24 protein-coding genes are annotated in these 21717 nt (G+C 41.4%); 11 read left to right on the top strand and 13 right to left on the bottom strand.

Features of this window, described 5'->3' with window-relative positions; translation table 11 throughout:
• Positions 1-30: 30 nt before the first annotated feature.
• The 8 genes from add to cyaY form a co-directional block, all read right to left on the bottom strand.
• Positions 31-1032 (bottom strand): adenosine deaminase, encoded by a 1002-nt coding sequence (gene add, locus ABZP26_RS00540; protein WP_096038074.1) that lies wholly within the window; start codon positions 1030-1032, stop codon positions 31-33.
• Between the two features lie 122 nt (positions 1033-1154).
• Positions 1155-3845 carry an ATP-binding protein gene (locus tag ABZP26_RS00535; protein ID WP_368485214.1) on the bottom strand — a complete coding sequence of 897 codons (2691 nt, stop codon included), beginning with the start codon at positions 3843-3845 and terminating at the stop codon, positions 1155-1157.
• Between the two features lie 48 nt (positions 3846-3893).
• The gene (locus ABZP26_RS00530; RefSeq protein WP_368485213.1) at positions 3894-5003 is read right to left on the bottom strand and encodes a heme biosynthesis HemY N-terminal domain-containing protein; all 1110 of its coding nucleotides are present in this window, start codon (positions 5001-5003) and stop codon (positions 3894-3896) included.
• Positions 5000-6841 (bottom strand): uroporphyrinogen-III C-methyltransferase, encoded by a 1842-nt coding sequence (locus tag ABZP26_RS00525; RefSeq protein ID WP_096038071.1) that lies wholly within the window; start codon positions 6839-6841, stop codon positions 5000-5002. The genes ABZP26_RS00530 and ABZP26_RS00525 overlap by 4 nt, the downstream gene beginning before the upstream one ends.
• Entirely contained in the window at positions 6841-7779 is a 939-nt protein-coding gene (hemC, locus tag ABZP26_RS00520; protein ID WP_013463732.1) for a hydroxymethylbilane synthase, read from the bottom strand. Before hemC ends, ABZP26_RS00525 begins: the two co-directional genes overlap by 1 nt.
• Before the next feature lie 71 nt (positions 7780-7850).
• Entirely contained in the window at positions 7851-8756 is a 906-nt protein-coding gene (locus ABZP26_RS00515) for a DUF2914 domain-containing protein (protein ID WP_368485212.1), read from the bottom strand.
• Between the two features lie 23 nt (positions 8757-8779).
• Entirely contained in the window at positions 8780-9436 is a 657-nt protein-coding gene (locus ABZP26_RS00510) for an alpha/beta hydrolase (RefSeq protein WP_368485604.1), read from the bottom strand.
• A complete protein-coding gene (cyaY, locus tag ABZP26_RS00505) occupies positions 9433-9756 on the bottom strand; it encodes an iron donor protein CyaY (RefSeq protein ID WP_013463729.1) in 324 nt (107 codons plus the stop codon). The genes ABZP26_RS00510 and cyaY overlap by 4 nt, the downstream gene beginning before the upstream one ends.
• A gap of 148 nt (positions 9757-9904) precedes the next feature.
• Here cyaY and ABZP26_RS00500 point away from each other — a divergent pair, with 148 nt between their 5' ends.
• From ABZP26_RS00500 to ABZP26_RS00470, 7 genes are all read left to right on the top strand, one after another.
• Positions 9905-10084 carry a lipoprotein gene (locus ABZP26_RS00500; protein WP_036980845.1) on the top strand — a complete coding sequence of 60 codons (180 nt, stop codon included), beginning with the start codon at positions 9905-9907 and terminating at the stop codon, positions 10082-10084.
• Positions 10085-11338, top strand: coding sequence for a diaminopimelate decarboxylase (gene lysA, locus ABZP26_RS00495; protein ID WP_368485211.1), 1254 nt, complete (start codon positions 10085-10087; stop codon positions 11336-11338). It begins immediately after the preceding gene.
• Positions 11339-11402: 64 nt separating this feature from the next.
• Entirely contained in the window at positions 11403-12233 is an 831-nt protein-coding gene (gene dapF / locus ABZP26_RS00490) for a diaminopimelate epimerase (RefSeq protein ID WP_013463726.1), read from the top strand.
• Positions 12230-12841 (top strand): DUF484 family protein, encoded by a 612-nt coding sequence (locus ABZP26_RS00485; protein ID WP_368485210.1) that lies wholly within the window; start codon positions 12230-12232, stop codon positions 12839-12841. Before dapF ends, ABZP26_RS00485 begins: the two co-directional genes overlap by 4 nt.
• On the top strand, positions 12838-13782 hold the full coding sequence (locus ABZP26_RS00480; protein ID WP_013463724.1) for a tyrosine recombinase XerC: 945 nt from the start codon (positions 12838-12840) through the stop codon (positions 13780-13782). The genes ABZP26_RS00485 and ABZP26_RS00480 overlap by 4 nt, the downstream gene beginning before the upstream one ends.
• Before the next feature lie 10 nt (positions 13783-13792).
• Positions 13793-14503, top strand: a complete 711-nt coding sequence (locus ABZP26_RS00475) for an HAD-IA family hydrolase (protein ID WP_013463723.1) — start codon at positions 13793-13795, stop codon at positions 14501-14503.
• A 96-nt stretch (positions 14504-14599) separates the two neighbouring features.
• Complete coding sequence (locus ABZP26_RS00470) at positions 14600-14959, top strand: HopJ type III effector protein (protein ID WP_024601980.1); 360 nt, start codon at positions 14600-14602, stop codon at positions 14957-14959.
• Positions 14960-14973: 14 nt separating this feature from the next.
• On the opposite strand, the gene ABZP26_RS00465 is transcribed toward ABZP26_RS00470, so the two are convergent.
• Together ABZP26_RS00465 and ABZP26_RS00460 are read right to left on the bottom strand one after the other, a co-directional pair.
• Complete coding sequence (locus ABZP26_RS00465; protein ID WP_368485209.1) at positions 14974-15393, bottom strand: GNAT family N-acetyltransferase; 420 nt, start codon at positions 15391-15393, stop codon at positions 14974-14976.
• 41 nt (positions 15394-15434) lie between these two features.
• Positions 15435-15740: a DUF6482 family protein gene (locus ABZP26_RS00460; protein WP_013463720.1), complete on the bottom strand. Its 306-nt coding sequence runs from the start codon at positions 15738-15740 to the stop codon at positions 15435-15437.
• 91 nt (positions 15741-15831) lie between these two features.
• On the opposite strand from ABZP26_RS00460, the gene ABZP26_RS00455 reads away from it, so the two are divergent.
• The 3 genes from ABZP26_RS00455 to ABZP26_RS00445 all read left to right on the top strand — a co-directional run bounded on the left by ABZP26_RS00455 (position 15832) and on the right by ABZP26_RS00445 (position 18226).
• Complete coding sequence (locus ABZP26_RS00455; protein WP_013463719.1) at positions 15832-16524, top strand: pseudouridine synthase; 693 nt, start codon at positions 15832-15834, stop codon at positions 16522-16524.
• A 109-nt stretch (positions 16525-16633) separates the two neighbouring features.
• Positions 16634-17008, top strand: coding sequence for a BlaI/MecI/CopY family transcriptional regulator (locus tag ABZP26_RS00450; protein ID WP_013463718.1), 375 nt, complete (start codon positions 16634-16636; stop codon positions 17006-17008).
• A gap of 9 nt (positions 17009-17017) precedes the next feature.
• Positions 17018-18226: a TonB family protein gene (locus ABZP26_RS00445; RefSeq protein ID WP_368485208.1), complete on the top strand. Its 1209-nt coding sequence runs from the start codon at positions 17018-17020 to the stop codon at positions 18224-18226.
• 74 nt (positions 18227-18300) lie between these two features.
• On the opposite strand, the gene ABZP26_RS00440 is transcribed toward ABZP26_RS00445, so the two are convergent.
• The gene (locus ABZP26_RS00440) at positions 18301-18684 is read right to left on the bottom strand and encodes an MAPEG family protein (protein ID WP_368485207.1); all 384 of its coding nucleotides are present in this window, start codon (positions 18682-18684) and stop codon (positions 18301-18303) included.
• A gap of 243 nt (positions 18685-18927) precedes the next feature.
• Between ABZP26_RS00440 and ABZP26_RS00435 the strand changes: the two genes are divergently transcribed.
• Positions 18928-19809, top strand: a complete 882-nt coding sequence (locus ABZP26_RS00435; RefSeq protein WP_013463714.1) for a DMT family transporter — start codon at positions 18928-18930, stop codon at positions 19807-19809.
• 44 nt (positions 19810-19853) lie between these two features.
• On the opposite strand, the gene ABZP26_RS00430 is transcribed toward ABZP26_RS00435, so the two are convergent.
• Complete coding sequence (locus ABZP26_RS00430; RefSeq protein WP_016900225.1) at positions 19854-20171, bottom strand: multidrug efflux SMR transporter; 318 nt, start codon at positions 20169-20171, stop codon at positions 19854-19856.
• Positions 20171-21703: a bifunctional GNAT family N-acetyltransferase/carbon-nitrogen hydrolase family protein gene (locus ABZP26_RS00425; RefSeq protein ID WP_016900226.1), complete on the bottom strand. Its 1533-nt coding sequence runs from the start codon at positions 21701-21703 to the stop codon at positions 20171-20173. Before ABZP26_RS00425 ends, ABZP26_RS00430 begins: the two co-directional genes overlap by 1 nt.
• Positions 21704-21717: the final 14 nt, after the last annotated feature.

Here is a 21717-nt window from a genome sequence, read left to right as displayed (position 1 = left end):
AACAGTGGCATTTTTTTATAGTACAGGTGATTAACGCTGTGCGACTTTGGTTTTGAGTGCCTGTTTATCTGCATCACTTAAATACGCAATCTCAAGTGCATTGGCTTGCGCTTTTTCCATATCAGCTTGCGATAAACCAGCTTGTGGCGCTGCAGTTGCGTATTCGTACTCAATTTCAATCCCTTCAACAGCCGGATCATCGGTATTAATGCTGGCCAAAATGCCATGATCTAAAAACTGTTTAAGCGGATGCTTCGTTAAGTCATTCACTGTGCTGGTTTGAATATTACTGGTTAAGCACGATTCAATACCAATACGGTTATCACGTAAATAATCCATTAGCGTTGAGTCTTCAATCGCTTTAACGCCATGCCCTATTCTGCTTGCGCCAAGCCCGTTTAATGCCTGCCAAATACTGGCAGCACCCAATGCTTCGCCAGCATGCACGGTAACCGCTAAATATGCATCGCGTACTTGTTTAAAGTGATCAACAAACAGTTCACCAGGGTAACCAATTTCGTCACCGGCTAAATCAACCGCGACCAAATCATTTTTAAAAGCAAGTAAAGCATCCAGCTCGTGTTGACAGGTTTTAACACCGTAAGTACGAGATAAAATACCAATTAAGTTTGCTTTAATATCAGCATCTTTTGTTGCACTTTTAATACCATCAACCACGGCTTCAACAACGCCCTGAGGATGTAAACCTTGGCTTTGTGCCATGTAGTAAGGGCTAAAACGTAGCTCTACGTAATCAAGGCCTTGCGCTTGTGCATCTTCAATGTTTTCTATTGCAATTCGTCTACAGGCATCGTAATCACCCAGTACCGTGACCCCCCAATCAAGCTTTTGTAAAAAAGCCATTAGGTTTGGCTCAGGATCAATAACTTGAACATGAGGAATAAGTGCCTCAACATTATCTGCTGGTAAAGCTATATTAAACTGACGACCAAGTTCTAGTATGGTTTGCGCGCGTACATTCCCATCTAAGTGACGGTGAATATCTAGCAAAGGTATTTTTCTATTAATCATAGTAGCTACTCGGTTGAGTTAAAATTGCGCGAATGATACGCAGGTACAGTAATATTTCAAGTGTAGAATATTTAAAATGGCGCTTGGAGGTCTTATGTCTGCCTTTTGTACAAAAATACGTGTTACTTATCTAAGCGAGATAAATAATACCAAAGCGTTTTAAATAGCTCATCAGCTTCAATAGGCTTGGTCATGTAGCTATCCACTCCAGAGGCAATCGCTTTTTGAGCGTCTTGTTCGTGAGCGTTGGCGGATAAACCAATAATAGGTAAATCAAAAAAACCTAACTCATTACGAATCACTTTTGTTGCTTGTAAACCATCCATATTAGGCATTTGAATATCCATTAATACTAGGTCGTAGTTTTTTTCGCTAAGCATCGCAATCGCTTCTAAGCCATCATTTGCGATATCAGCAATACCGTGTTTAGTTTCTAAAATAGCACTTACAACATGTTGGTTTAATGGGTTGTCTTCCACTATAAGTAATTGATATTTTTCTAAAGAAATATTACTGACATCAATTTTTGATAAAGCATCAGCACTGTATTTGGCTTTTGGCAGCGATGAATGAACTGGTAAGCTAAAAGTAAACGTAGATCCATGCCCCTCACTGCTTTTTAAATCAATAGCCCCTCCCATCAATTCGACCAATTTTTTACAAATACTCAAACCTAAACCAGTACCACCGTACTGACGTGACGTTGAGCTATCTGCTTGAGAAAAGGGTTTAAAAAGCTGTTTTTGAGCTGCAGAGCTAATGCCAATCCCGGTATCGTTAACACTAAAATATGTCATTTTTGATGATTGCCAAATCTTTAACGTAATACAGCCCTTTGCGGTAAATTTTACTGCATTATTTAATAAATTAAGCAGAATTTGCTTTAAACGAATAGGATCGGTATTGAGAATTAAATGCGCATCGCTGTCATACTCTAATTTTAAAGAAAGGGATTTACTCTCCACCTCAAATTGCATTAAACCGACGATGTCTTCGGCTAATTGTTTGAGGTTCACAGGCTCTTGCATTAACTCAAGTTTACCGGCTTCCATTTTAGAAAAGTCGAGTACATCGTTTAACACTCTTAATAATACACTTAGAGCACCATCAGCTTGCTCTATATAGCCTTTTGCTTGCTGCCAATCCTGTTGTTGTAGCGCTAGATAGTGCATACCCTTTATGCCATTTATTGGCGTGCGTATTTCATGACTCATGTTGGCTAAAAACTGACTTTTTATAGCACTGGCTTCATCGGCCTTTTGTTTTTCTTGGCGTAGCGTGAGTGTTTGCTTTGCCACTTGTTCGCGAATCCGAATATTGGTAGCCGTCACAGAGATCAAAAATATAATCAACAACCACACAAATAACATACCCACTATTTGCGCTAGCCAGTATATGAACCACGATGATTTTAAAACGGGTTGATGCAGCTCAACGCGCCACATTCGCTGACCAATTAACAACTGATATTTTTTTAGTAACACCATAGAATGATGCTCTGCAATATAAAGTGCCTGCTGTTTTTCAGCATTATTAATATCAAAAAAACTAATCGCAATACGCTCATTAGAGTCAAACGACAGCGACTTAGAAAGTTTAGCTAAGCTAACTACGGCAACAACAAATCCTTTAAAATCGCCTTCTGTTACCGCATTTCCAAAAACGGGATACATAAAGAGTACACTTAATTCATCGTTATTCGGTATCAGTGCTGTCGGTTCACTGATCACCAATTCATTAAGTACTTTAGATTTAGTAAGTGCTGTACGCACTTGCTCGTTTGAACCTAAATCAAACCCAATAATATCTTTCATTCCCCTAAGTGGATTTATATATTTTACGGGATAATACAACTCTCGATAGGGGGCTTTTTGCCATTGCCCATTCGCTGATTTTTGTTTGATAAACGGGTTTTCGCTATCAACTTGCTCAATCCATGATTGATACTCGGCACGAGAATCATCAGTAATCGCAGGAACCCATTTAAAAGCAAGTATTTCTTCACTGTAGCTTAATTGTTTAGCCGTAAACTGCGTAAACTCACTAAAACTAACGTCTTCACTATTTGCTAAAAAACCACTTAATAAAGATAGATGTGCAATGATCTCATCTAACTTTTGATTTATCGCGCTTTGAGTTGCAAGCACTTTCGTTTCTTGCTTTTGAGTGTCTTTTTGTTTTTTTACGCTCGCTGCACCATAAAAGCTAATACTAATAATCGCATAAATAAGTAATGCAGGAACAATAACTTGTAGCCGATGGCGCATCTCAGAATAGTGAAATACAGCTAATAGTAATGGGGTAAAAATTAATACGCCAATACTGTCACCTATCCACCAAGTAATAAAATTATCCAGCGCATTCGCAGCAGGGATGATCTGATTAAATACTAATAAACTCGTACCAGCAATAGCGCCTATGACACAGCAGACAGGACCTGCGATTACTAAGCTTTGAATACTTAATTTTAACGATGAAAGGTCTAGAGGGGCTTTTATTACTTTTGTAATTATTTGCGCGCCAAGCCATGCTTGCAAAAAAGCAGCGCCGCTGAGGCCCACTGCATGTAACAAAATTTGCCAGTTTAAAATATCTGTAACATGGTCTAAATGAATTAAATTAATCAGTAAAGAACCAGCAATAATGCCTAAGTAAGCGCGATGGCGCCATAATAAAAAACTGGCTAGTGCAATGCCTGCAGGTGGCCAAGAAGCCACGGCATAACCGTCAACTGCGAGTAATAAATTACTAAGATAACCAGTAAAAAAATAAGCGCATGCAAGACTAAAAGAGAGTGTAAACACATTTTTCATAGCCTTCGCTCCTGCGCTTTTAATTATTGATTTATAAAATATAATCCATTATTGATAGAGCACAAGCGCCTTATCTAATTGTGCGCTGTGTTTATAGCTTAGTATAGCTTGTTGTCGATACTGTGATTTGTTATCGCTATTAAGCGCTTTGTCGAATACTCGTGCAGCTAAATCATAATCACCTTGGGCATTCGCTAAACACGCCAGCGCTAATAATAACGCGTTATTGTGCTCGTCTTTTTTCAACCGCTCTTGAATGCTTGATTGCAGCTTGTAAGCATTACTTGGCGCAGCTTCACGTAAAATGTCGGTAAGTTCAGAGTGGTGCTTAGCGTGTTTGAGCATTTTAATTAACTCGTTTTCAATACTCGCCAACTGCCCTGTTTTTGCCATTTGAGTTAAGTACGCAGTGTGCGCATGTGCTTGCAATTTCTTACCTAATTGCTGGTACTTACTGGTTAGCTCATCACTCGCTTGAGCAGCAAAATAAGCTAAAAACACCTGCTGCCACTGCTTATCGCTCAATGCATCTTTACGTAATAAGCGCGGTAAAAAGTCTTCTAATATTTTAAAGTGCTGCTGTTGCACCAACACTTCAGTGTACAGTTTAAGCTCAAGTACCGTGGCTTTTTTAGATTCAGCCGCCATCCGTATTTGCGGTTCAATAACACTGCTGTCGCCACTGGCTAACCATAGTTTAGCCACTTTTAGTTGCTGCTCAGGGCTTATTTCAAACAAGTATTCCAGCGCTTTATCGGGTTGATTATTTGCCAGTGCAGCTTTTGCTAGTAACGCCAAACGTATGTCTAAAAATTTAGCTGGCACACTGTTACTTGATAACGCGCTTTCCACTTGCGCGTAATCGTCATTAATCAAGCTCCACAGTGCTTGCTCTATAGCTGCATGCTTGCGCTCTTGGCTGCGAGCAAAAAATCCATGTTTGGTATTTCTGTAAATAGATAAACAGTAGCGTACGAGTTTGTAAGTTAAATACAAAGCTGCTGCGCTCAGTGCCGCCATAATACAAAACGAAACAATCGTACCTTCTATGGTGGTGTTATTAAATGAAATCAGTACATAGCCTTTTTCATCTAACACGAAAGGAGTGATAGCTAATACCAATACAATAGCGACAATAAAAATGATCAACCCTATCATTGTGCCCACTCCTTAACTTGCTGAGTACTTTGCAATGTCACCTCAGGGTTAAAGTTAAGCGGCTCTTTTTCAAGGTTTACTAAAGTTTGTAGTACCACTTTTGTGGCATTATCATCTTGCTTAAAGTATTCAGTAACTAAACGTTTTGTGTCGTTTAAGGCGCTAAAATAGATGCTGGCTTGCTTGCTCATTAGTGCATCTTGCGCCTGAGTAATATTGAGCTTTATGCGCTGATTAATCAGGTGGCGCTCTCTATCAGTTAATAGCGGCTCTATTAATACCCCTTCGTGATGGCGAATTGTAATAAAGCTATCAACTATTTTATTCCAGCTATTTCGGATGTTTTGTTGCCAATCACTCATATTTTCAGAGAGCGCGTTTTCGTCAGTTACTGACGCTTCTTCTGGCAAATTAACCGCATTAAATACCAAGTTATCGATGCGATCTCTTACACTATTTAACTGTAAGTAAATCGCCTCTGTCGCAACGGGTTTAATGCTATCGAGCGTTTGTATGTCTTGTATAATTGCTTGGCGTAACTCAAGCGTGCCTGGGTGATCGCTTAAAAGTGAATCTAAACGTTTAAGCACTGCACTTGTGCCTTGGTAATCTTGTTCAGCCCACAATTTAAATTCGGCCATGCGTTGTAAGCTGGTCACTTCTTGTGGGTTTAATGTATTACCACTTTGCTGCACTTTTTGCAGTGCTGCTTTTAATGCTTGCTGATTTTTTACAGAGTTTTCATTGAGCGCCATAGCAATTTGCTCTTCGCTCTTTTGTAACGCTTGCTGTAGACTGAGTTGCTCAGACTTAAGCGCTTGCAGCTCTTGCTGCAATATCTTATTTTGCTCTGTTAATGCATTAACCGCTAAATTTTGCACTTTACCGGCATTGAGCTTTTGATAAAACTCATAACCCACGCCACTAGCAACAAGTAACGAAATCACCAACGCTAAACTGCCCACCTTACTCACTTTATGGGTATTATTTTGCGTTTGATTATTGGCTTTTGCAGTGTCGTTTTTAGCGGTATTAGACGTGTTATTGGCTATTGGTTGCGCTGCTGCTTTTTCTACTTTTGACGTCGCTGACTGTTCACTCATTTTGCTACCTTGCTGATTAATGCAGGCAAACATAGCGTGGTCGCTAGCCCCTGCCGCAGTATGTATATGTGTCGAATTTATTTTTTGCTGTTGTAAATAATCGCCAATACGCTCACTGGCAACATAAAATTCGCACTGTTGTAACCATGTTAGTTGCGCCGCGGTAAGGGTATTAAAAATGGCATCAACGGCGGCATTACTAGTAATGACTATACCGTGTACATTCTGGCTTTGCCAGTGGTCTATCCAGTCAGCGGGTTGTTGCGCTACCGGCTCACGTTGATACACCACACAATTATTTAAAAAAGCACCGCGTTGTTTTAAGGTTTTTGCTATCTCAGGCCGCCCACCAATACCTTTAACCAACACGATATTACTGCCATCAACCTCAGCCAATGACTTAAGCGCCAGCAACCCCTCAGAATCATGTTGTTTTGGCAAAGCAGCACGTACACCAAATACTTCATAAATGGTGTCGGCTGTTTGTTGGCCAACACCATAAAACTGCGCTTTGGTGTTAATTGCAGGCTTAAGCGCACTCAGTGCATGTACTGCATCTTGCGAAACAAAAATAATTTTGTCGGCATTAACCAACGGGCTTAGCTCAACGCTGGTTGGGGTTAAATACGTTATTTTTAGAACAGGACACAAAGACGCTTGATAACCCGCTTGCTCAAGTTGCTGTGCAAGGGCTGCGCCTTTTCCTTCGGGCCGAGTTATCAAGATGTGTTTCATTATGCGTCTCGATATACGTCAGCAAGGATTTTATCTGCGCCTTGTGCTAAGAGTTTTTTAGCCAGCTCAACTCCTAATTTTTCCGCATCATCAACATGCCCACTAATTTCATCGCGTAAAATTTCGCTGCCATCAATCGCCCCAACTAAACCACGTAAATGTACTTGCTCACCATCAACCAATGCATAAGCACCAATCGGAACTTGGCAGCCCCCTTCTAAGTGGCGGTTCATTGCGCGCTCGGCATTAACACGAATACGAGTTTCACTGTGCTCCAGCGGAGCTAATAAGGCTTTAGTAACTTCATCATTTATACGGCATTCAATACCGACAGCACCTTGACCATTAGCAGGTAACGACACTTCTGGCTCAATAAAGTCACGAATACGTTCACCCATTTCTAAACGAATTAGCCCAGCCGCTGCGAGTATAATCGCATCGTATTGACCACTATCAAGCTTTGCTAAACGTGTATTTACATTGCCACGTAAGTCACGAATTTCTAAATCTGGACGCAACGCTCTGATTTGGCATTGGCGACGTAAACTTGAGGTGCCAACAATGGCGCCTTGCGGTAACGCATCAATATTGGCAAAATTATTTGAGACAAACGCGTCACGCGGGTCTTCACGCTCACAAATAACGTGTAACTCTAAATCATCTGGAAATTCGACTGGCACGTCTTTCATTGAATGCACTGCAATGTCTGCTCGCCCATCAAGCATGGCTTGTTCTAGTTCTTTTACAAATAAGCCTTTACCACCAATTTTAGCCAGTGGTGTATCTAAAATAATGTCACCTTGAGTCGACATAGGCACCAGCTCTACACGCACGTCATCGTGAAAATGCTCTAGCTGCGCTTTTACAAATTCAGCCTGCCACAGTGCCAATGCACTTTTACGAGTAGCAATGCGAACTAACTTTGTTTTTTCAGTCATAAAATATCCATTAATAATTACTGGGGTCTGTTGACCTTCCAGGATTAAAACCTGTTCTATCTGAGGGCGATTTAATCAGCTAAAATTCTAAATTCTTTTTGCGCAATGAGTAAACCTCGCTCATCAACCACATCAACGCGCCAATTCCCTAACTGGGAATCCATAATATTTTTAGTTGAGTAAGTTCGGTAGCGCGGAGAAGTAACTTTGAGCGACACTTCCGCCATCACTTCGCCTTCAAATAACCAAATATGCTTTACCTGCTGACCTTGTAAGTTTTTAAGCTCACTAAAAAATGACAATGATTCTTCAAATTGGCTTAAACGCACATCGGCGGCAAATACATTGGTTGGTTCACGATTACTCACACTGCGCGTCAATACGGCGCGGCTAATAGTAGCGGTATCTATTTTGGCGCCAATGGCCACACTCGCAACTTGTGCTGATTCAGCAAATACTTTTTGCTCAGCCGGTTTTTCACTGGCCGTTTCGGTTTCAGGCGTTTGGTTATCTGTTGCAGCCATGGCTGCTTCTTCAGGCTCAGCAGTGATCGTTGGCTCTACTTCTTGCTCAATAATACTTTGTTGAACTTCAGGCTCTGATGTTACTTGTTCGGTAATAGGAGCTGGTTTTTGCTCACCTGGGGAAAGGATTTTAGGTGCTGCAATTGCGACACTGCTCAGCGGCTCCTCATCAGCATCTGTTGCGTTTTCACTCTCTGCTGATGCTGCAGTATCATCGCTTAATGACACAATTGCTGTTTGTTGCTCAGTAAAATCGAGCTGCTCATTAGGATGCGGCGCCCCTTGATCAGCATTCACAGCGCTAGACAGGCCGTAAATAACCGCTGCAGAGGTCATAATCACCAACATAGAAATACTCACAATCCGACGCCAATGCCACTCATAGCTTACGCTGGGTTCGCTAACCTGTGGTTCACGTTTTACATTTGCTGTTATTACTATTTTTTGACTCATTTTGACCCTCAGCGGCTCCTAAACTAACTTAAGCGAGAAATTAACCATTGGCGCACAGCTTGTAACTCTTGTGTACAAACCTGATGCCCCATAGGGTATTCTTGCCAACTCACATCCATGTTATGCGTTGATAATACTTCAAACGCACTTCTACCCGCGCTATGCGGTACAACGTCATCTTGGCTCCCATGAGCCATAAATATATTTAGCTGTGTTTGCTTTGCTTCATCAGCCAATTTATGTGGCACACACATATAGGTTGATAGTGCCATAACGCCAGCAAGCTTTTGCTCTAAACGCGGGGCTAAATGTAGCGATATGACGCCACCTTGTGAAAATCCCGCTAAAATAATTTTGTTCGCCGGTATGCCGTTAGCCATTTCTTGCGTTATTAATTGCTCAACTTTTGCTGCAGACTCCCTAACCCCTTGTTCATCTGCACGTTTGTCTAAATCCATCGATTTAATGTCATACCATGAGCGCATCTGCATACCGCCGTTAATAGTAACGGCCTGCATAGGCGCATGCGGAAAGATAAAACGCACACCTAGTTCACTGGGTAAATCGAGCTGTGGCGCTACTGGGGCAAAACCGTCACCAGAATCACCCAAACCATGTAGCCAAATAACCGTGGCTTTATGCGTTCCCTGAGCTGGGTATTGAACAAACTCTAAACTCATAGCGATGATTGCCACTTAATTTCTTGACCCGCTTGACGTGTTGACGCTTCATTGATGAAACTCCAAAACTCTGCGCCTGAGCGGTTATCAATCCATTGACCATCACGCATTTCAAAATGGTGACCGTTAAATTTTGTTGCCACCCACACTTGATGCAACGGTGCTTGCTTATTAATCACAATTTTACTGCGATCTGGAAAAATAATTTCTAAAATACCTTGAGCCGATTCATAATCTAAATCTGCTTCACAATCATCAACTTGTTCTTCAATTGTGAACATAAGAGCTTCTGCTAACTGGTGATATTCGTGATCAGTCATCGTTAATTTCCTTTGCAGGCAAGACGCCTAAATAATGGGTGCATGTTTGTACAGCTAGTGTAACAGGAATAAAATCATCCGCGAATAGCTGCATTTTTTAGATATTCTGTTACTCTGCGATTATAAAGCCAGCAACCGTATTAATCTAATGAAAGCGACATATACCTTACAATTAAAACAACTATTAATCAGCACCGTTTTGTTGTGTGCGTTAGCTGGCTGTGGTCAAAGCGGCCCGCTGTACTTACCAGAGCAGCCTACTGAACAAAATCAGCCAACAGACACCCCCAAAAAGCAAACACCTATTGAGCAAAAACAGGAGCAGTAAATGGATTTTTTTAATTATAAAAACAACCAACTATTTGCTGAAGATGTCAGCGTAGCAACGATTGCACAGCACTATGGTACACCGTGTTATGTGTATTCAAGAGCGACGTTTGAACGCCATTATTTAGCGTTTGCCAATGCAGCTCAAGATCATAAAAGCTTAGTGTGCTACGCCGTTAAAGCAAATTCAAATATTGCAGTATTAAATATACTGGCGCGACTTGGTGCGGGTTTTGACATTGTTTCAAAAGGCGAGCTCGCGCGGGTCATCAAAGCGGGAGGCGCAGCCAATAAAGTGGTGTTTTCTGGGGTTGCTAAAACCGCTGACGAAATTGCTTATGCGTTAGAATTAGGTATTAAATGTTTTAACGTTGAATCAATCTCAGAGCTTGAGCGCATTTCAGAAGTAGCGTGTGAGCTTAATCTAGACGCGCCAATTTCTATTCGTGTTAATCCTGATATTGATGCTAAAACACACCCGTATATTTCTACTGGCCTAAAAGAAAACAAATTTGGCATTGGTATCGAAACCGCGTTAAATGTGTACCAACATGCTGCGTCGTTACCTGGCTTAAATATAGTTGGGGTTGATTGTCACATTGGCTCACAGCTGACACAAACCAAACCGTTTTTAGAGGCGCTTGATAAACTACTGGCATTAATTGATGAGTTAAAAAATGCAGGTATTGAGTTAAGCCATTTAGATATTGGTGGAGGCCTTGGCGTAACCTACGACGACGAACAGCCTCCCCACCCGAGTGAGTATGCAGCACAAGTAACACAGCGCCTTACTAATTATCGCCACCTTGAACTGATTTTTGAACCAGGGCGAGCTATTGCCGCTAACGCTGGGATTTTAGTGACTCAGGTTGAGTTTATTAAGCAAAATCAAGACAAGTACTTTGCGATTGTTGATGCGGGTATGAATGACATGTTGCGCCCATCACTTTATCAAGCGTGGCAAAAAATTATTCCTGTCTCGGTGCGTGATGACGAAACACCTACCCACAACTATGATGTGGTTGGGCCGGTGTGTGAAACCGGTGACTTTTTAGGTAAAGACCGCCCTCTAGCACTCAAGCAAGGTGACTTGTTAGTGCAGCGTAGCGCTGGAGCGTACGGCTTTACAATGAGTTCAAATTATAACTCACGCCCACGGGTTGCCGAAATAATGGTAGATGGTGAGCAACATCATCTTATTCGCGAACGCGAAACCATCGAAAGCCTATACCAAGGTGAGAAAATTTTACCATAAACGTTTTTGCCAACTAGCTGCTCTGTGGCATGATTAGCGCAGAGCAAAACCGAATTAGAGCGCTATGTTAGTTAATTTTTCCAAAATGCACGGCTTAGGTAACGACTTTGTTGTGATTGATAACATTACACAAAACGTTTTTTTATCCCGTGATCAAATCAAAAAGCTGGCCGATCGCCATTTCGGCATTGGGTTTGACCAATTACTGATGGTTGAAGCCCCTTACTCACCCGATCTCGATTTTCACTATCGGATTTTTAATGCCGACGGCCACGAAGTAGAACAATGTGGTAACGGCGCCCGTTGCTTTGCCCGCTTTGTGCGCATGAAAGGCTTAACCAATAAACATAAAATTAGCGTTTCAACTAAATCTGGTAACCTCACCCTGTATATTGAAAAAGACGGCCAAGTAACGGTTAACATGGGACACCCTAATTTTGAGCCGAGTAAAATCCCGCTTAAAGCAACCAAACGTGAGCTGACTTATATTATTCGTGCAGAAGAACATACCGTTTTTAGTGGTGCTGTTTCTATGGGTAACCCGCATTGCGTCATGGAAGTAGACGACATTGAAACGGCACAAGTGAGTACCCTTGGCCCGTTGCTTGAAAATCATGAACGTTTTCCACAGCGCGCAAATATTGGCTTTATGCAGGTTATTTCTCAAGAACACATTAAACTCAGAGTGTGGGAACGTGGTGTAAGCGAAACACTTGCTTGTGGTACCGGTGCGTGTGCCGCTATGGTGATTGGCTTTATTCAAAACAAGCTCACCAGCACAGTGCAAGTTGATTTACCGGGCGGTAGCTTACAAGTTCGCTGGAGTGGCGAAGGCCACCCAGTGCGTATGACAGGCCCCGCTGAACATGTATTTGATGGGCAAGTTGCACTATGAGTGAATTAACTAAACAGCAAGTAATAGATTACTTACAACAGCACCCTGATTTTTTACTAAATCAACCTGCGCTATTAGCGCAACTTGAGTTACAACAGCAAGTTCAGGGGGCGACTTCGTTAGTACATATTCAGCAACGTCAACTACGTGAACATAATACTCAGTTAAAACATCAAATCGAGACGATGACCAAGTATGCCACGCAAAATGAACTCGTGTACCGCTTGTTCAGTCAATGCCATCGTCAGCTTTGGAGCAATTACGACTTTAATACTTTGGCAAGTAACTTACGCAACATTATTTGCATGAGCCCGACTATTAATGAGTGCAAACTCGTAAGATACGACAGCGCGTTTGAGGGCTTAGTAAAGCATAGATTGTCAGATAGTAATCATTATTTAGGGCGGGTAAATCAGCAAGAGCGCGACTTACTCTTTAACGAGGATACCCAATCGACTGCCCTGTATTTAATTGGCGAACCCACTAACCCCTACGCAATTTTGGCTTTTGGCAGCCACGATGAGAACCACTTTGAGCCCTCACAAGATAACTTATTTGTGTTAGATTTTGTACGCTCATTACAAATACGGTTACTGGAACTGGCATGAGCGACGACACGCCAAATATTAGCGATTTAAGCGATAGCTGGCGTACACCCATTACATTATTTAGTGATTACTTAAAATTTGAACGCCAGTATTCAGCGCACACCGTCAATCAATATGTTAGCCAATTAGGTTTTGCCGCCTTGTATTTTAATAAGCTATGCGACAATTGGTTTGCCGTACAAAGTGAGCACATTCGCCGTTACAGCATGGCGCTGCGCGCTAAGCAACTGAGCGGCAGAACAATCAGCTTAAAGCTAAGCTGCATTCGAAGTTTATATAAGTTTTTAAAAGCAAAAAATATTACTGAGCAACCGCATTACCATAACCCCGCGCAAGGGATAAAAGGCCCTAAATTTGCCAAGCCTTTACCTAAAAATCTTGATGTTGACCAAATGGCACGTTTACTCGAAATCCCCGATGACGATCCACTTGCCATTCGAGATAAAGCCATGATGGAACTCATGTATTCATCAGGTCTGCGCATTAGCGAGTTAGTTGGTGCTAACATGCAGGATATAAACGCCCGTAATGGTGAAATACTGGTACGTGGTAAAGGTGCAAAAGAACGGCTAATACCGGTTGGCTCTAAGGCCCTTGAGGCATTAAAGAAATGGCTCGCGGTTCGGCCGCTATTTATGGGCGCAGACGAACACGCGGTATTTTTAAGTAGTAAAAAAAACCGTATCTCTGTGCGCCAAGTCCGCTTGCGAATGCAAGAATGGGGCATTAAACAAGGTATAAGCTCACAAGTGCATCCGCATAAATTACGCCACTCATTTGCGTCGCATATTTTAGAATCGTCTGGCGATTTACGAGCAGTACAGGAGCTATTAGGCCACAGTAGTTTATCTGCAACCCAAGTTTATACTCATTTAGATTTTCAGCACTTGGCTAAGGTGTACGACAACACCCATCCACGTGCTAAAAAACGAACCGATTAGGGTAATAACCATGATCCGATTTAATCGCGCAATTTCTCCTTTTTCTGTACTAAGCTTTGACTTAGACGACACCTTATACGACAACCGCCCAATCATAACCGCAGCCGTTCAGGCGCAAATTGATTATTTAAATGCGCTGCCAGGCTATAAAAAACAGGGGCCACAGTTTTGGCAACAATGCCGTGAGCGAGTTGTTCAACACCAACCTGAACTCATTGATAACGTCACTCAGTGGCGTAAACATACCCTACGCTTAGTTTTGTCTGAGCTTGGTTTTAAAGACGATGAAGTAGAGCATCATGCACACAGTGCTTATCAAGCATTTGCTGATGCGCGCAGTAATATTGAAGTGAGCGAAGACGTACTAACATTGCTCGATAAACTAAGCCAGCACTACAAATTAATTGCCATTACTAACGGTAATGTAGAGGTTGAGCGTTTTAATTTAAAAGATAAGTTTGAACTGGTGTTGCAAGCTGGCTTGCACGGTAAAGCTAAACCACATACGACCTTATTTGATCAAGCTGCAACACATTTGCGTATTAACAACAGTGAAATTTTACACATAGGTGACAGCCTTGATAGCGATGTGCAAGGTGCTAATAACGCTGGCTGCCAGTCTGTGTGGTTAAATAATCAAGCACAAGCCTATGCCTACAAAGGACTTGCTGATATTGAAATAACCAACATTCATGCGTTAACCCACTTAATTGGTAAATAAACTATGCTTGTTTTGTTGGCTCAATTGAATATAAGTCAATCATAAGATAGGTTAGGGGTAATTACTAACAATATCTTATAATAACAAGGACAGCGTATGACGCTTACAAACTACTTAACAACGCTCGCGAATGAGCCTAAAAGCATTGCTTTTGCTGATACTATGGCCGTTATTGATGAGCATTATACTTTTACTGCATGCAGCTTTAGTAACCATGGGTTGTTGAGCTCTGCGAGTGAGAATAACGGTTCATGCAAGATTTTTGCATTTGCAAAGCTCAATGGTCTTAGTAAGCAAAATACATTAGATTGTTTTGGGGCATTTTATCGCGAAGATGTGCTAAACAACCCAGATGCAGACGACCATATGAATATTCGCACCTTTATGTTAGCGCCTGAAGCGACCCCATTTTTAGGTGTTACCTTTGATGGTACGCCATTAACAGCAAAAAAATAACGCTCCAATCAGCGTTATTCAGCCACTATTAGCGGTTTTTCCATAAAGTAACGAGTGCCATTAAGTGGGTAATTATCAAGTTGATATTTAACTTGGTAACCCCGTTTTTCATAAAAAGGTTTGGCTTGAAAGTCTAAGGTGTCAAGCTGAGCCTGAGCAGCGCCTTGTTCAATTGCCGCGTGTTCTAATGACATTAATAACGAATCAGCCAAGCCATTGCCTCGTACCGATTCATCGCACCATAACCAGCTTATTAGCAACCAGTTACCAAACACATGACCGCTTATGCCTGCAACTAACTCACCTTGTTTATCGAGATATTTAAAGCCAAGAGGTTGACGCTGTGCGTCGAAGTGCTGAGCATTAAACTCAAGCATGTGCGCGCGCAGTGCTTGATTTAATTGCTCAGAATTATCGGGATGTAATAGGTACATTGGATGATTCCAAATAGACCTATATTAGCAAATACCTGATATTAAAACAGGTTGTTTTGCCCAAAGGGCACTTCGAGCATATTACTGGAAATTTTTTCTGGTTGACCACACATTTCATCATAAGCACTGGTGTGCCTTAGCATCATTTGTGCATAGGCGATATCTTCAAAGCGTTTTTGAATATGTAATGGGCTTAGTGCCTTCACAAATTCACCATTACTTTCTTGTACATAGTATTCAACATTATTAATGACAACAGACACTTGGTACAAGGCCATTTCCAGTGAATGAACAACCACTTTTTGTAATGGCTGATGCTTTTTTAGTTCTGAAAATTGAATACCCATAGTAACCTACCTACTGTTAAATTAACTGTCCAAGTAATCAATACGCAGCTTTGCTATAATCGCGATCAATATTTTTTAATTACACGGCATTATGGATACAAAAATTCGACTTGCTAAATACATTGCTCATGCCGGTATTTGCTCACGAAAACAAGCGTCGCGCTTGATTGATGAAGGCGTTGTCATCGTTAATAATCGCCCCGCTAATCATATTGATCATGTGGACGAAAACGACCGTGTTATCGTTAATGGTCACGCCATTAAAGGCCCAGCCGATTTAGTGTACTTTGCCTATCACAAACCGGTAGGGATTGACTGTAAACTCAATCATCACGACCCCAGCAGCCTTATTCATCACCTGCCTCAACTTACCCGTGTTTACCCTATTGGCCGCCTTGATAAAGATTCTCGTGGTTTAATTATCTTGACCAACGACGGAGACTTTTGTAATCAACTGATTCATCCAGACTTTCATCAACCTAAACGCTACTTAGTCACTGTGAATAAACCATTAGACGCGCATTTTTGTGAAAAAATGGCGGCAGGCGTCCCCGTTGATAAGCAAATAACACGACCTTGTGAAGTAGTTAAAATAGCGAGTAATCAATTTAGTATTGTTTTAAAACAAGGGCTCAACAGACAAATACGTAAAATGGCGCATTACTGTGGCTACACAGTCATTGATTTATACCGCGTACAGATCAGTGAATTACTATTAGATAATTTAAACCTCCCAGAAAACCACTTTATAAAAATTAACAAAAACGATATTTTAAGCCAATAAGCTCACACTAATCCCCTCCCTTTAGCGTGATTAAAAAACAAAAAATAAACTTGCAAAAATAGATTACAGGTGTAGTCTTAAATAAAAGATTACACTTGTAGGCAATGAAATGATCGAATTATCAAAAGCAGAATTTGAAGTGCTGGATGCACTCTGGATTAACTACCCCGCCACAGCCAGCCAAATTATTGAGCGTTTAAGTGACGATAAACAATGGCACGAAAAAACCATTAAAACCTTATTGGGTCGTTTAGTAAAAAAAGGCGCGCTTAGCTTTGAAAAAGACGGCCGCCAATATATTTACACCCCCTGTATAAAGCGTGCTGATTATACTTTAAAAGAGAGTAAGAACTTCATAGAGCGCTTTTTTAGTGGTCGTATTGCTCCTTTGGTAAGTGGCTTCGCTAAATCGGAGCAACTCTCTCAGCAAGATATAAACGAGCTTAAAAAAGTCATTGATGACTGGGAAAAGAATCAAAAGTAAGGAGTTAGCATGGCGATTCAAATAGGATTTAATTGGCTCATTGAACAGCAGCTATTATTAAGTCTGTTGTTTGCAGGGTTTGTTTTACTTGAGCGCTTTGGCTTAAAAACCCTTGGTTCACGCTTTGTGTATAAATTAGCTTGGTTAATACCTGTATCAGTTCTGTTGGCTAATTTACCTAGTGCAATTAAGCCACTGCAAAATAGCGGCATTAGTTACTATTTAATTACACCTAATCAGGTACTTACAAACAGCTTGAGTGTTAGTTTAGCGCTACTGTATGTCATTATTACCACGGTATTATTAATTGCCGCTGTTGTTACCCATACCCGATTTGTTAAAGGCCTACAGCTCACTGAGTTAGCGCATTTTAAGCAATTAACAATAGGAGTACAAACTTATACCAGCGCTCAGGTGGCTACGCCCATGGTCATTGGTGTTTTTAATAGCAAACTGGTATTGCCGCACAATTATAATACTCAGTTTGATAATACTACTCTGGCGCTTATTCTAGAGCACGAAAACGTGCATATAAAGCGCAAAGACAACCTTATAAATGTGCTGTTATTACTGGCTACAATTTTATTGTGGTTTAACCCTCTGGCTTGGATGGCTTACGCAAGCTGTAGACGTTTGCAGGAGCTAACTTGTGATGAACGGGTACTAAGCAATAAAACCACACAGCAACAAATTTTATACAGCAAAGCCTTAATAAACTGCGCTGCCAATGCGCCAGCGGGTCTGATGGCTTATTCACACTACGGAGATAAAAAAACCATGTTACAACGACTTACTAATATCAAACATAACGGCGCACATTCGCGCCTAGCAAAAGGAAGCGTGTTACTTATCGCTGCGAGCTTGCTCAGTGGCTTAGCTGTAGCAAAGCAACCTGAAGCATCAGCTAAAAAAGAAACATCTATCGCTCCCGTAATGCGAATCGAACCGCTTTACCCAAAACAAGCGGCGGAACAAGGCATTAGCGGTTCAGTGGTATTAAAATACGACATAACCCCAGCAGGCAAAACAACTAACATTACTGTTGTAAAAGCTGAACCAGAAGCAGTCTTTAACAAAGAAGCAAAAAGAGCACTGATGCAATGGCAATATACACCTTCATCAATGGGACAACAAAACGCACTAATACAACTTGATTTTGCACTCAACAGTACAGTTACAAAAAGTGATTTAATAGAGCGAGTTAACATATCGCATTAATGGGAATAGGTGTTTAAGACTATAAAGCAAGCACCCTTTTAGGCTGCTTGCTTTGTGGTTTTTGCTTATTCTCGTTATAAACAGACGGCGATCATGCCAATAGCGGTGCCTATTCCTACCAGCCAAGTGATCGAGCGAATAATATCGAGGTTTAAATAATAAAAAGTACAAAATAAAATACGCGCTACAATATGCGTCATCGCTAAAGTTTCGGTTACGGCATTAACATTGTTTGTGCCTAATACAGCAGCCAAAGCAACGGCAAAAACCGCTAACGATTCAAAACAGTTTTGATGAGCAGCCAGCGCCCGTGCTCCGAGTCCTGTAAGTTGTGTTTGTTGTTGCCGCGGATGTTTATTATCGTAACCACCGAGCTTATTCATTTCTATAATAGCTGGGATTCTCGCAACATAAGGCATGATCACTGCAATTAAGGCGCAAACCAATAAAATCGTCATTATAATTCTCGAGTTATTATTTATGACCCAAAATAACACAGCAAATAGAAAAAAGCCGCCAAATATAAATAACCTGAGCTCTGGCGGCTAGCAGTAACATCCCTCACACTATAGCCGATTTAAGCAGTGCGTCACTGTGGCAAATTGTCGCAGGTGATGAATATTCATTATCCCTTTTTGATGGTCGCTTTAATGCCAGAGTACTGCTAAATTAGCTCTCCACTTTTTTGTATGTTGTTTAAGATGATTTGGATTTTACTCACTATTTTTGCCGCATTTATGCAGTCATGGCGTAATGCGCTGCAAAGCAAATTAAGCGCTCATGTCAGCGTTGCTGGCGTTACTCTAGCCCGCTTTATTGTCGCAAGCCCTATTGCAGGGCTGTATTTATATGCGCTTTATTATTACCAAGATGCGCCTCTCCCTTCATTTAATCCTTTATTTATTAGCTATATTATTGGAGCCAGCATAGTGCAAATTATTGCCACAGGGCTCATGGTGAAGTTGTTTAAAATGAACAATTTTGCAGTAGGCGCGGGCCTTGCTAAAAGCGAAGCGCTAATGGCGGCGATATTAGGATTACTATTTTTTGGTTCGGCGCTTTCATTTTTAGGTTGGATTGGTGTATTTATTGGCGCACTCGCTGTATTGCTATTAAGCGGCATTGCGAATGTGAAACATTTTAGCTTAAAAACCGCCTTAACAGGGCTTGCTTGCGGTACTTCGTTTGCGTTGTCATCGTCATGGATCCGCGAAGCGAGTTTAAGCTCGGGTATTGCTTTTCCTTATGCACCCGCGTGGGTTTTGTTACTGATTATTAGCTTACAAACATTGATGTTATGTATATACATTGCTTTAAAAGAGCGCCATACCTTTAAAATGATGTATCAATATAAGAAAATGACAAGTGCAGTGAGTGTATTTAGCTGCTTAGGTTCCGTCGGCTGGTTTAGTGCCATGAGCTTACAGCATGTCGCCTATGTAAAAACGCTCGGTCAAATAGAAGTATTTTTTACCATGTTAATCTCTATTTTATGGCTAAAGCAGCCGCTAAAGCGCCAAGACAGTGCGGGGCTAGTGCTGATTGCAGTGGCTGCCATATTGGTTATGCTGCCAAGTAGTTAAAAAAAGCGCAGGTATAAATCTGCGCTTGTTTTTTAATCTAACAATTAATGACTAATTTTTAAGGTGATGACACCACAAATAATCATTAATACACCAGCAATACGGCCAAAAGTGGCTGCATCACCATAAAATAATATACCAACTAAAAACGTACCTGCTGCGCCAATCCCCGTCCATACCGCATAAGAAGTCCCCATAGAGATTTGCTTTTGCGCTAACCAAAGCATAAAGCCACTTGCGACCATAAACGCGATTGCAATTGCAATGCCTTGCCAACGGGTATCTGGGTTTTGTGAAATTTTTAGGCCTATTGGCCAACCAATTTCAAGTAACCCTGCAATTATTAAGTACATCCACGCCATTAAACATCTCTCTTTTTCAATATCACTTCATATAAATCACTGCGGCGGTCTTTTAAGTTACGCACGGTACCTTCACTGTGAAGTATTTTTAACTTGTCCATATCTAAGTCGCTAAATAATAGCATTTCGGTATTGGTGGTGGCCTCATTTAGTGTGGCATCGTGTGGAAATGAAAAGTCAGACGGTGTAAGAACAGCAGATTGCGAATACTGCACATCTAAACTTTCTACTTCAGGTAAATTACCCACCGAACCTGCGATAACCACATAACATTCGTTTTCAATAGCGCGCGCTTGTGCACAGTGGCGAACACGTAAATAACTATTTTTGGTGTCGGTCCAAAATGGCACAAATAAAATATCAAGCCCTTGGGTTGCTAAAATACGCGACAACTCTGGAAACTCAACATCGTAACAAATTTGAATCCCTACGCGACCGGCATCGGTTTCAAATACCGCTATTTTATCACCGCCTTGAATCACCCAATCATTATGTTCATGCGGGGTGATATGAATTTTACGTTGCTCATCTATTTTGCCACTGCGGTGGCACAGGTAACTCACGTTATAGATTTTATCACCCTCGGCAAGCGGCATAGAGCCGGTGATAATATTCGCGTTGTACTCAATTGCCATGCGCGACATCGCGTTTTTAAAAGTTTCAGTGTATTCAGCTAAATAACGAATGGCTTCGGTTTGATTACTTTGCTCAGTTAACCCCATCAATGGCGCGTTAAAGAACTCCGGAAATAAAATAAAGTCGCTTTTATAATCAGACACCGTATCAACAAAGTATTCAACTTGCTTAAGCATTTCTTCAACCGACTCAACACAGCGCATTTGCCACTGCACAGCCCCAACACGTACGATTGATTTAGTCGACTCAATAACGGTATCGGTTGGCTCAAACATAATGTTATTCCACTCAAGTAACGTGGCATAACCTACTGATTCTTGATCCTCTGGAAGGTACTTTTTAAGTAAACGCTTTACCTGAAAATCGTTAGCTAATTGAAAGCTCAATATAGGATCGTATATCTCTTTTTGATCCACCTTGGCAATGTATTCCATTGGCGTCATATCGTCGCTGTGATTGTAATAACGCGGAATGCGGCCACCCGCTAAAATAGCGCGTAAGTTATATTGGCGACATAATTCTTTACGGGCATCATAAAGACGACGCCCTAATCGCATGCCTCGGTACTGCTCACTAATAGCAACATCTAAACCATATAGCGCGTCACCTGTGGTATCACTAAATACACGGTCATGGCCATCAGCAATATCTTCATAGGTGTGCGGGTTTGAAAAACGTGCATAATCTACTTGGACACTCAGCGCTAAACCCACAAGCACGCCATCATCAACAATACCAATTTGCCCTTCAGGGAACTGATCTATAAGTCTAAAAATTGTATGGCTTGGCCATGCGCCGCCTAAATCAGGGTACGCTTCGTCCATCAAGGTTTTAATTTGTGGGTATTGTTCTCTGCTTAAGTTACAAATTTCAAGATGGGTTTTTTCTGCCGACATATACAACTCCTTTA

Origin of the sequence: Pseudoalteromonas sp. SD03 (assembly GCF_040937955.1) — a bacterium.
In the GTDB taxonomy this organism is placed as follows: Bacteria; Pseudomonadota; Gammaproteobacteria; order Enterobacterales; family Alteromonadaceae; genus Pseudoalteromonas; species Pseudoalteromonas tetraodonis.
This window is presented reverse-complemented; position numbering and strand designations above follow the sequence as displayed.

What these genes read in the sequence shown, in the direction of transcription:
- ABZP26_RS00430 (WP_016900225.1), bottom strand. Translation starts at nt 20,171, where the DNA reads ATGGCGTGGATGTACTTAATAATTGCAGGGTTACTTGAAATTGGTTGG.
- ABZP26_RS00445 (WP_368485208.1), top strand. Translation starts at nt 17,018, where the DNA reads ATGGCGATTCAAATAGGATTTAATTGGCTCATTGAACAGCAGCTATTA.
- ABZP26_RS00455 (WP_013463719.1), top strand. Translation starts at nt 15,832, where the DNA reads ATGGATACAAAAATTCGACTTGCTAAATACATTGCTCATGCCGGTATT.
- ABZP26_RS00500 (WP_036980845.1), top strand. Translation starts at nt 9,905, where the DNA reads ATGAAAGCGACATATACCTTACAATTAAAACAACTATTAATCAGCACC.
- ABZP26_RS00425 (WP_016900226.1), bottom strand. Translation starts at nt 21,703, where the DNA reads ATGTCGGCAGAAAAAACCCATCTTGAAATTTGTAACTTAAGCAGAGAA.
- hemC (WP_013463732.1), bottom strand. Translation starts at nt 7,779, where the DNA reads ATGACTGAAAAAACAAAGTTAGTTCGCATTGCTACTCGTAAAAGTGCA.
- dapF (WP_013463726.1), top strand. Translation starts at nt 11,403, where the DNA reads ATGTTAGTTAATTTTTCCAAAATGCACGGCTTAGGTAACGACTTTGTT.
- ABZP26_RS00435 (WP_013463714.1), top strand. Translation starts at nt 18,928, where the DNA reads ATGATTTGGATTTTACTCACTATTTTTGCCGCATTTATGCAGTCATGG.
- ABZP26_RS00475 (WP_013463723.1), top strand. Translation starts at nt 13,793, where the DNA reads ATGATCCGATTTAATCGCGCAATTTCTCCTTTTTCTGTACTAAGCTTT.
- ABZP26_RS00460 (WP_013463720.1), bottom strand. Translation starts at nt 15,740, where the DNA reads ATGGGTATTCAATTTTCAGAACTAAAAAAGCATCAGCCATTACAAAAA.
- ABZP26_RS00530 (WP_368485213.1), bottom strand. Translation starts at nt 5,003, where the DNA reads ATGATAGGGTTGATCATTTTTATTGTCGCTATTGTATTGGTATTAGCT.
- ABZP26_RS00450 (WP_013463718.1), top strand. Translation starts at nt 16,634, where the DNA reads ATGATCGAATTATCAAAAGCAGAATTTGAAGTGCTGGATGCACTCTGG.
- ABZP26_RS00515 (WP_368485212.1), bottom strand. Translation starts at nt 8,756, where the DNA reads ATGAGTCAAAAAATAGTAATAACAGCAAATGTAAAACGTGAACCACAG.
- ABZP26_RS00535 (WP_368485214.1), bottom strand. Translation starts at nt 3,845, where the DNA reads ATGAAAAATGTGTTTACACTCTCTTTTAGTCTTGCATGCGCTTATTTT.
- ABZP26_RS00510 (WP_368485604.1), bottom strand. Translation starts at nt 9,436, where the DNA reads ATGAGTTTAGAGTTTGTTCAATACCCAGCTCAGGGAACGCATAAAGCC.
- add (WP_096038074.1), bottom strand. Translation starts at nt 1,032, where the DNA reads ATGATTAATAGAAAAATACCTTTGCTAGATATTCACCGTCACTTAGAT.
- ABZP26_RS00440 (WP_368485207.1), bottom strand. Translation starts at nt 18,684, where the DNA reads ATGACGATTTTATTGGTTTGCGCCTTAATTGCAGTGATCATGCCTTAT.
- ABZP26_RS00470 (WP_024601980.1), top strand. Translation starts at nt 14,600, where the DNA reads ATGACGCTTACAAACTACTTAACAACGCTCGCGAATGAGCCTAAAAGC.
- ABZP26_RS00465 (WP_368485209.1), bottom strand. Translation starts at nt 15,393, where the DNA reads ATGTACCTATTACATCCCGATAATTCTGAGCAATTAAATCAAGCACTG.
- ABZP26_RS00525 (WP_096038071.1), bottom strand. Translation starts at nt 6,841, where the DNA reads ATGAAACACATCTTGATAACTCGGCCCGAAGGAAAAGGCGCAGCCCTT.
- cyaY (WP_013463729.1), bottom strand. Translation starts at nt 9,756, where the DNA reads ATGACTGATCACGAATATCACCAGTTAGCAGAAGCTCTTATGTTCACA.
- lysA (WP_368485211.1), top strand. Translation starts at nt 10,085, where the DNA reads ATGGATTTTTTTAATTATAAAAACAACCAACTATTTGCTGAAGATGTC.
- ABZP26_RS00485 (WP_368485210.1), top strand. Translation starts at nt 12,230, where the DNA reads ATGAGTGAATTAACTAAACAGCAAGTAATAGATTACTTACAACAGCAC.
- ABZP26_RS00480 (WP_013463724.1), top strand. Translation starts at nt 12,838, where the DNA reads ATGAGCGACGACACGCCAAATATTAGCGATTTAAGCGATAGCTGGCGT.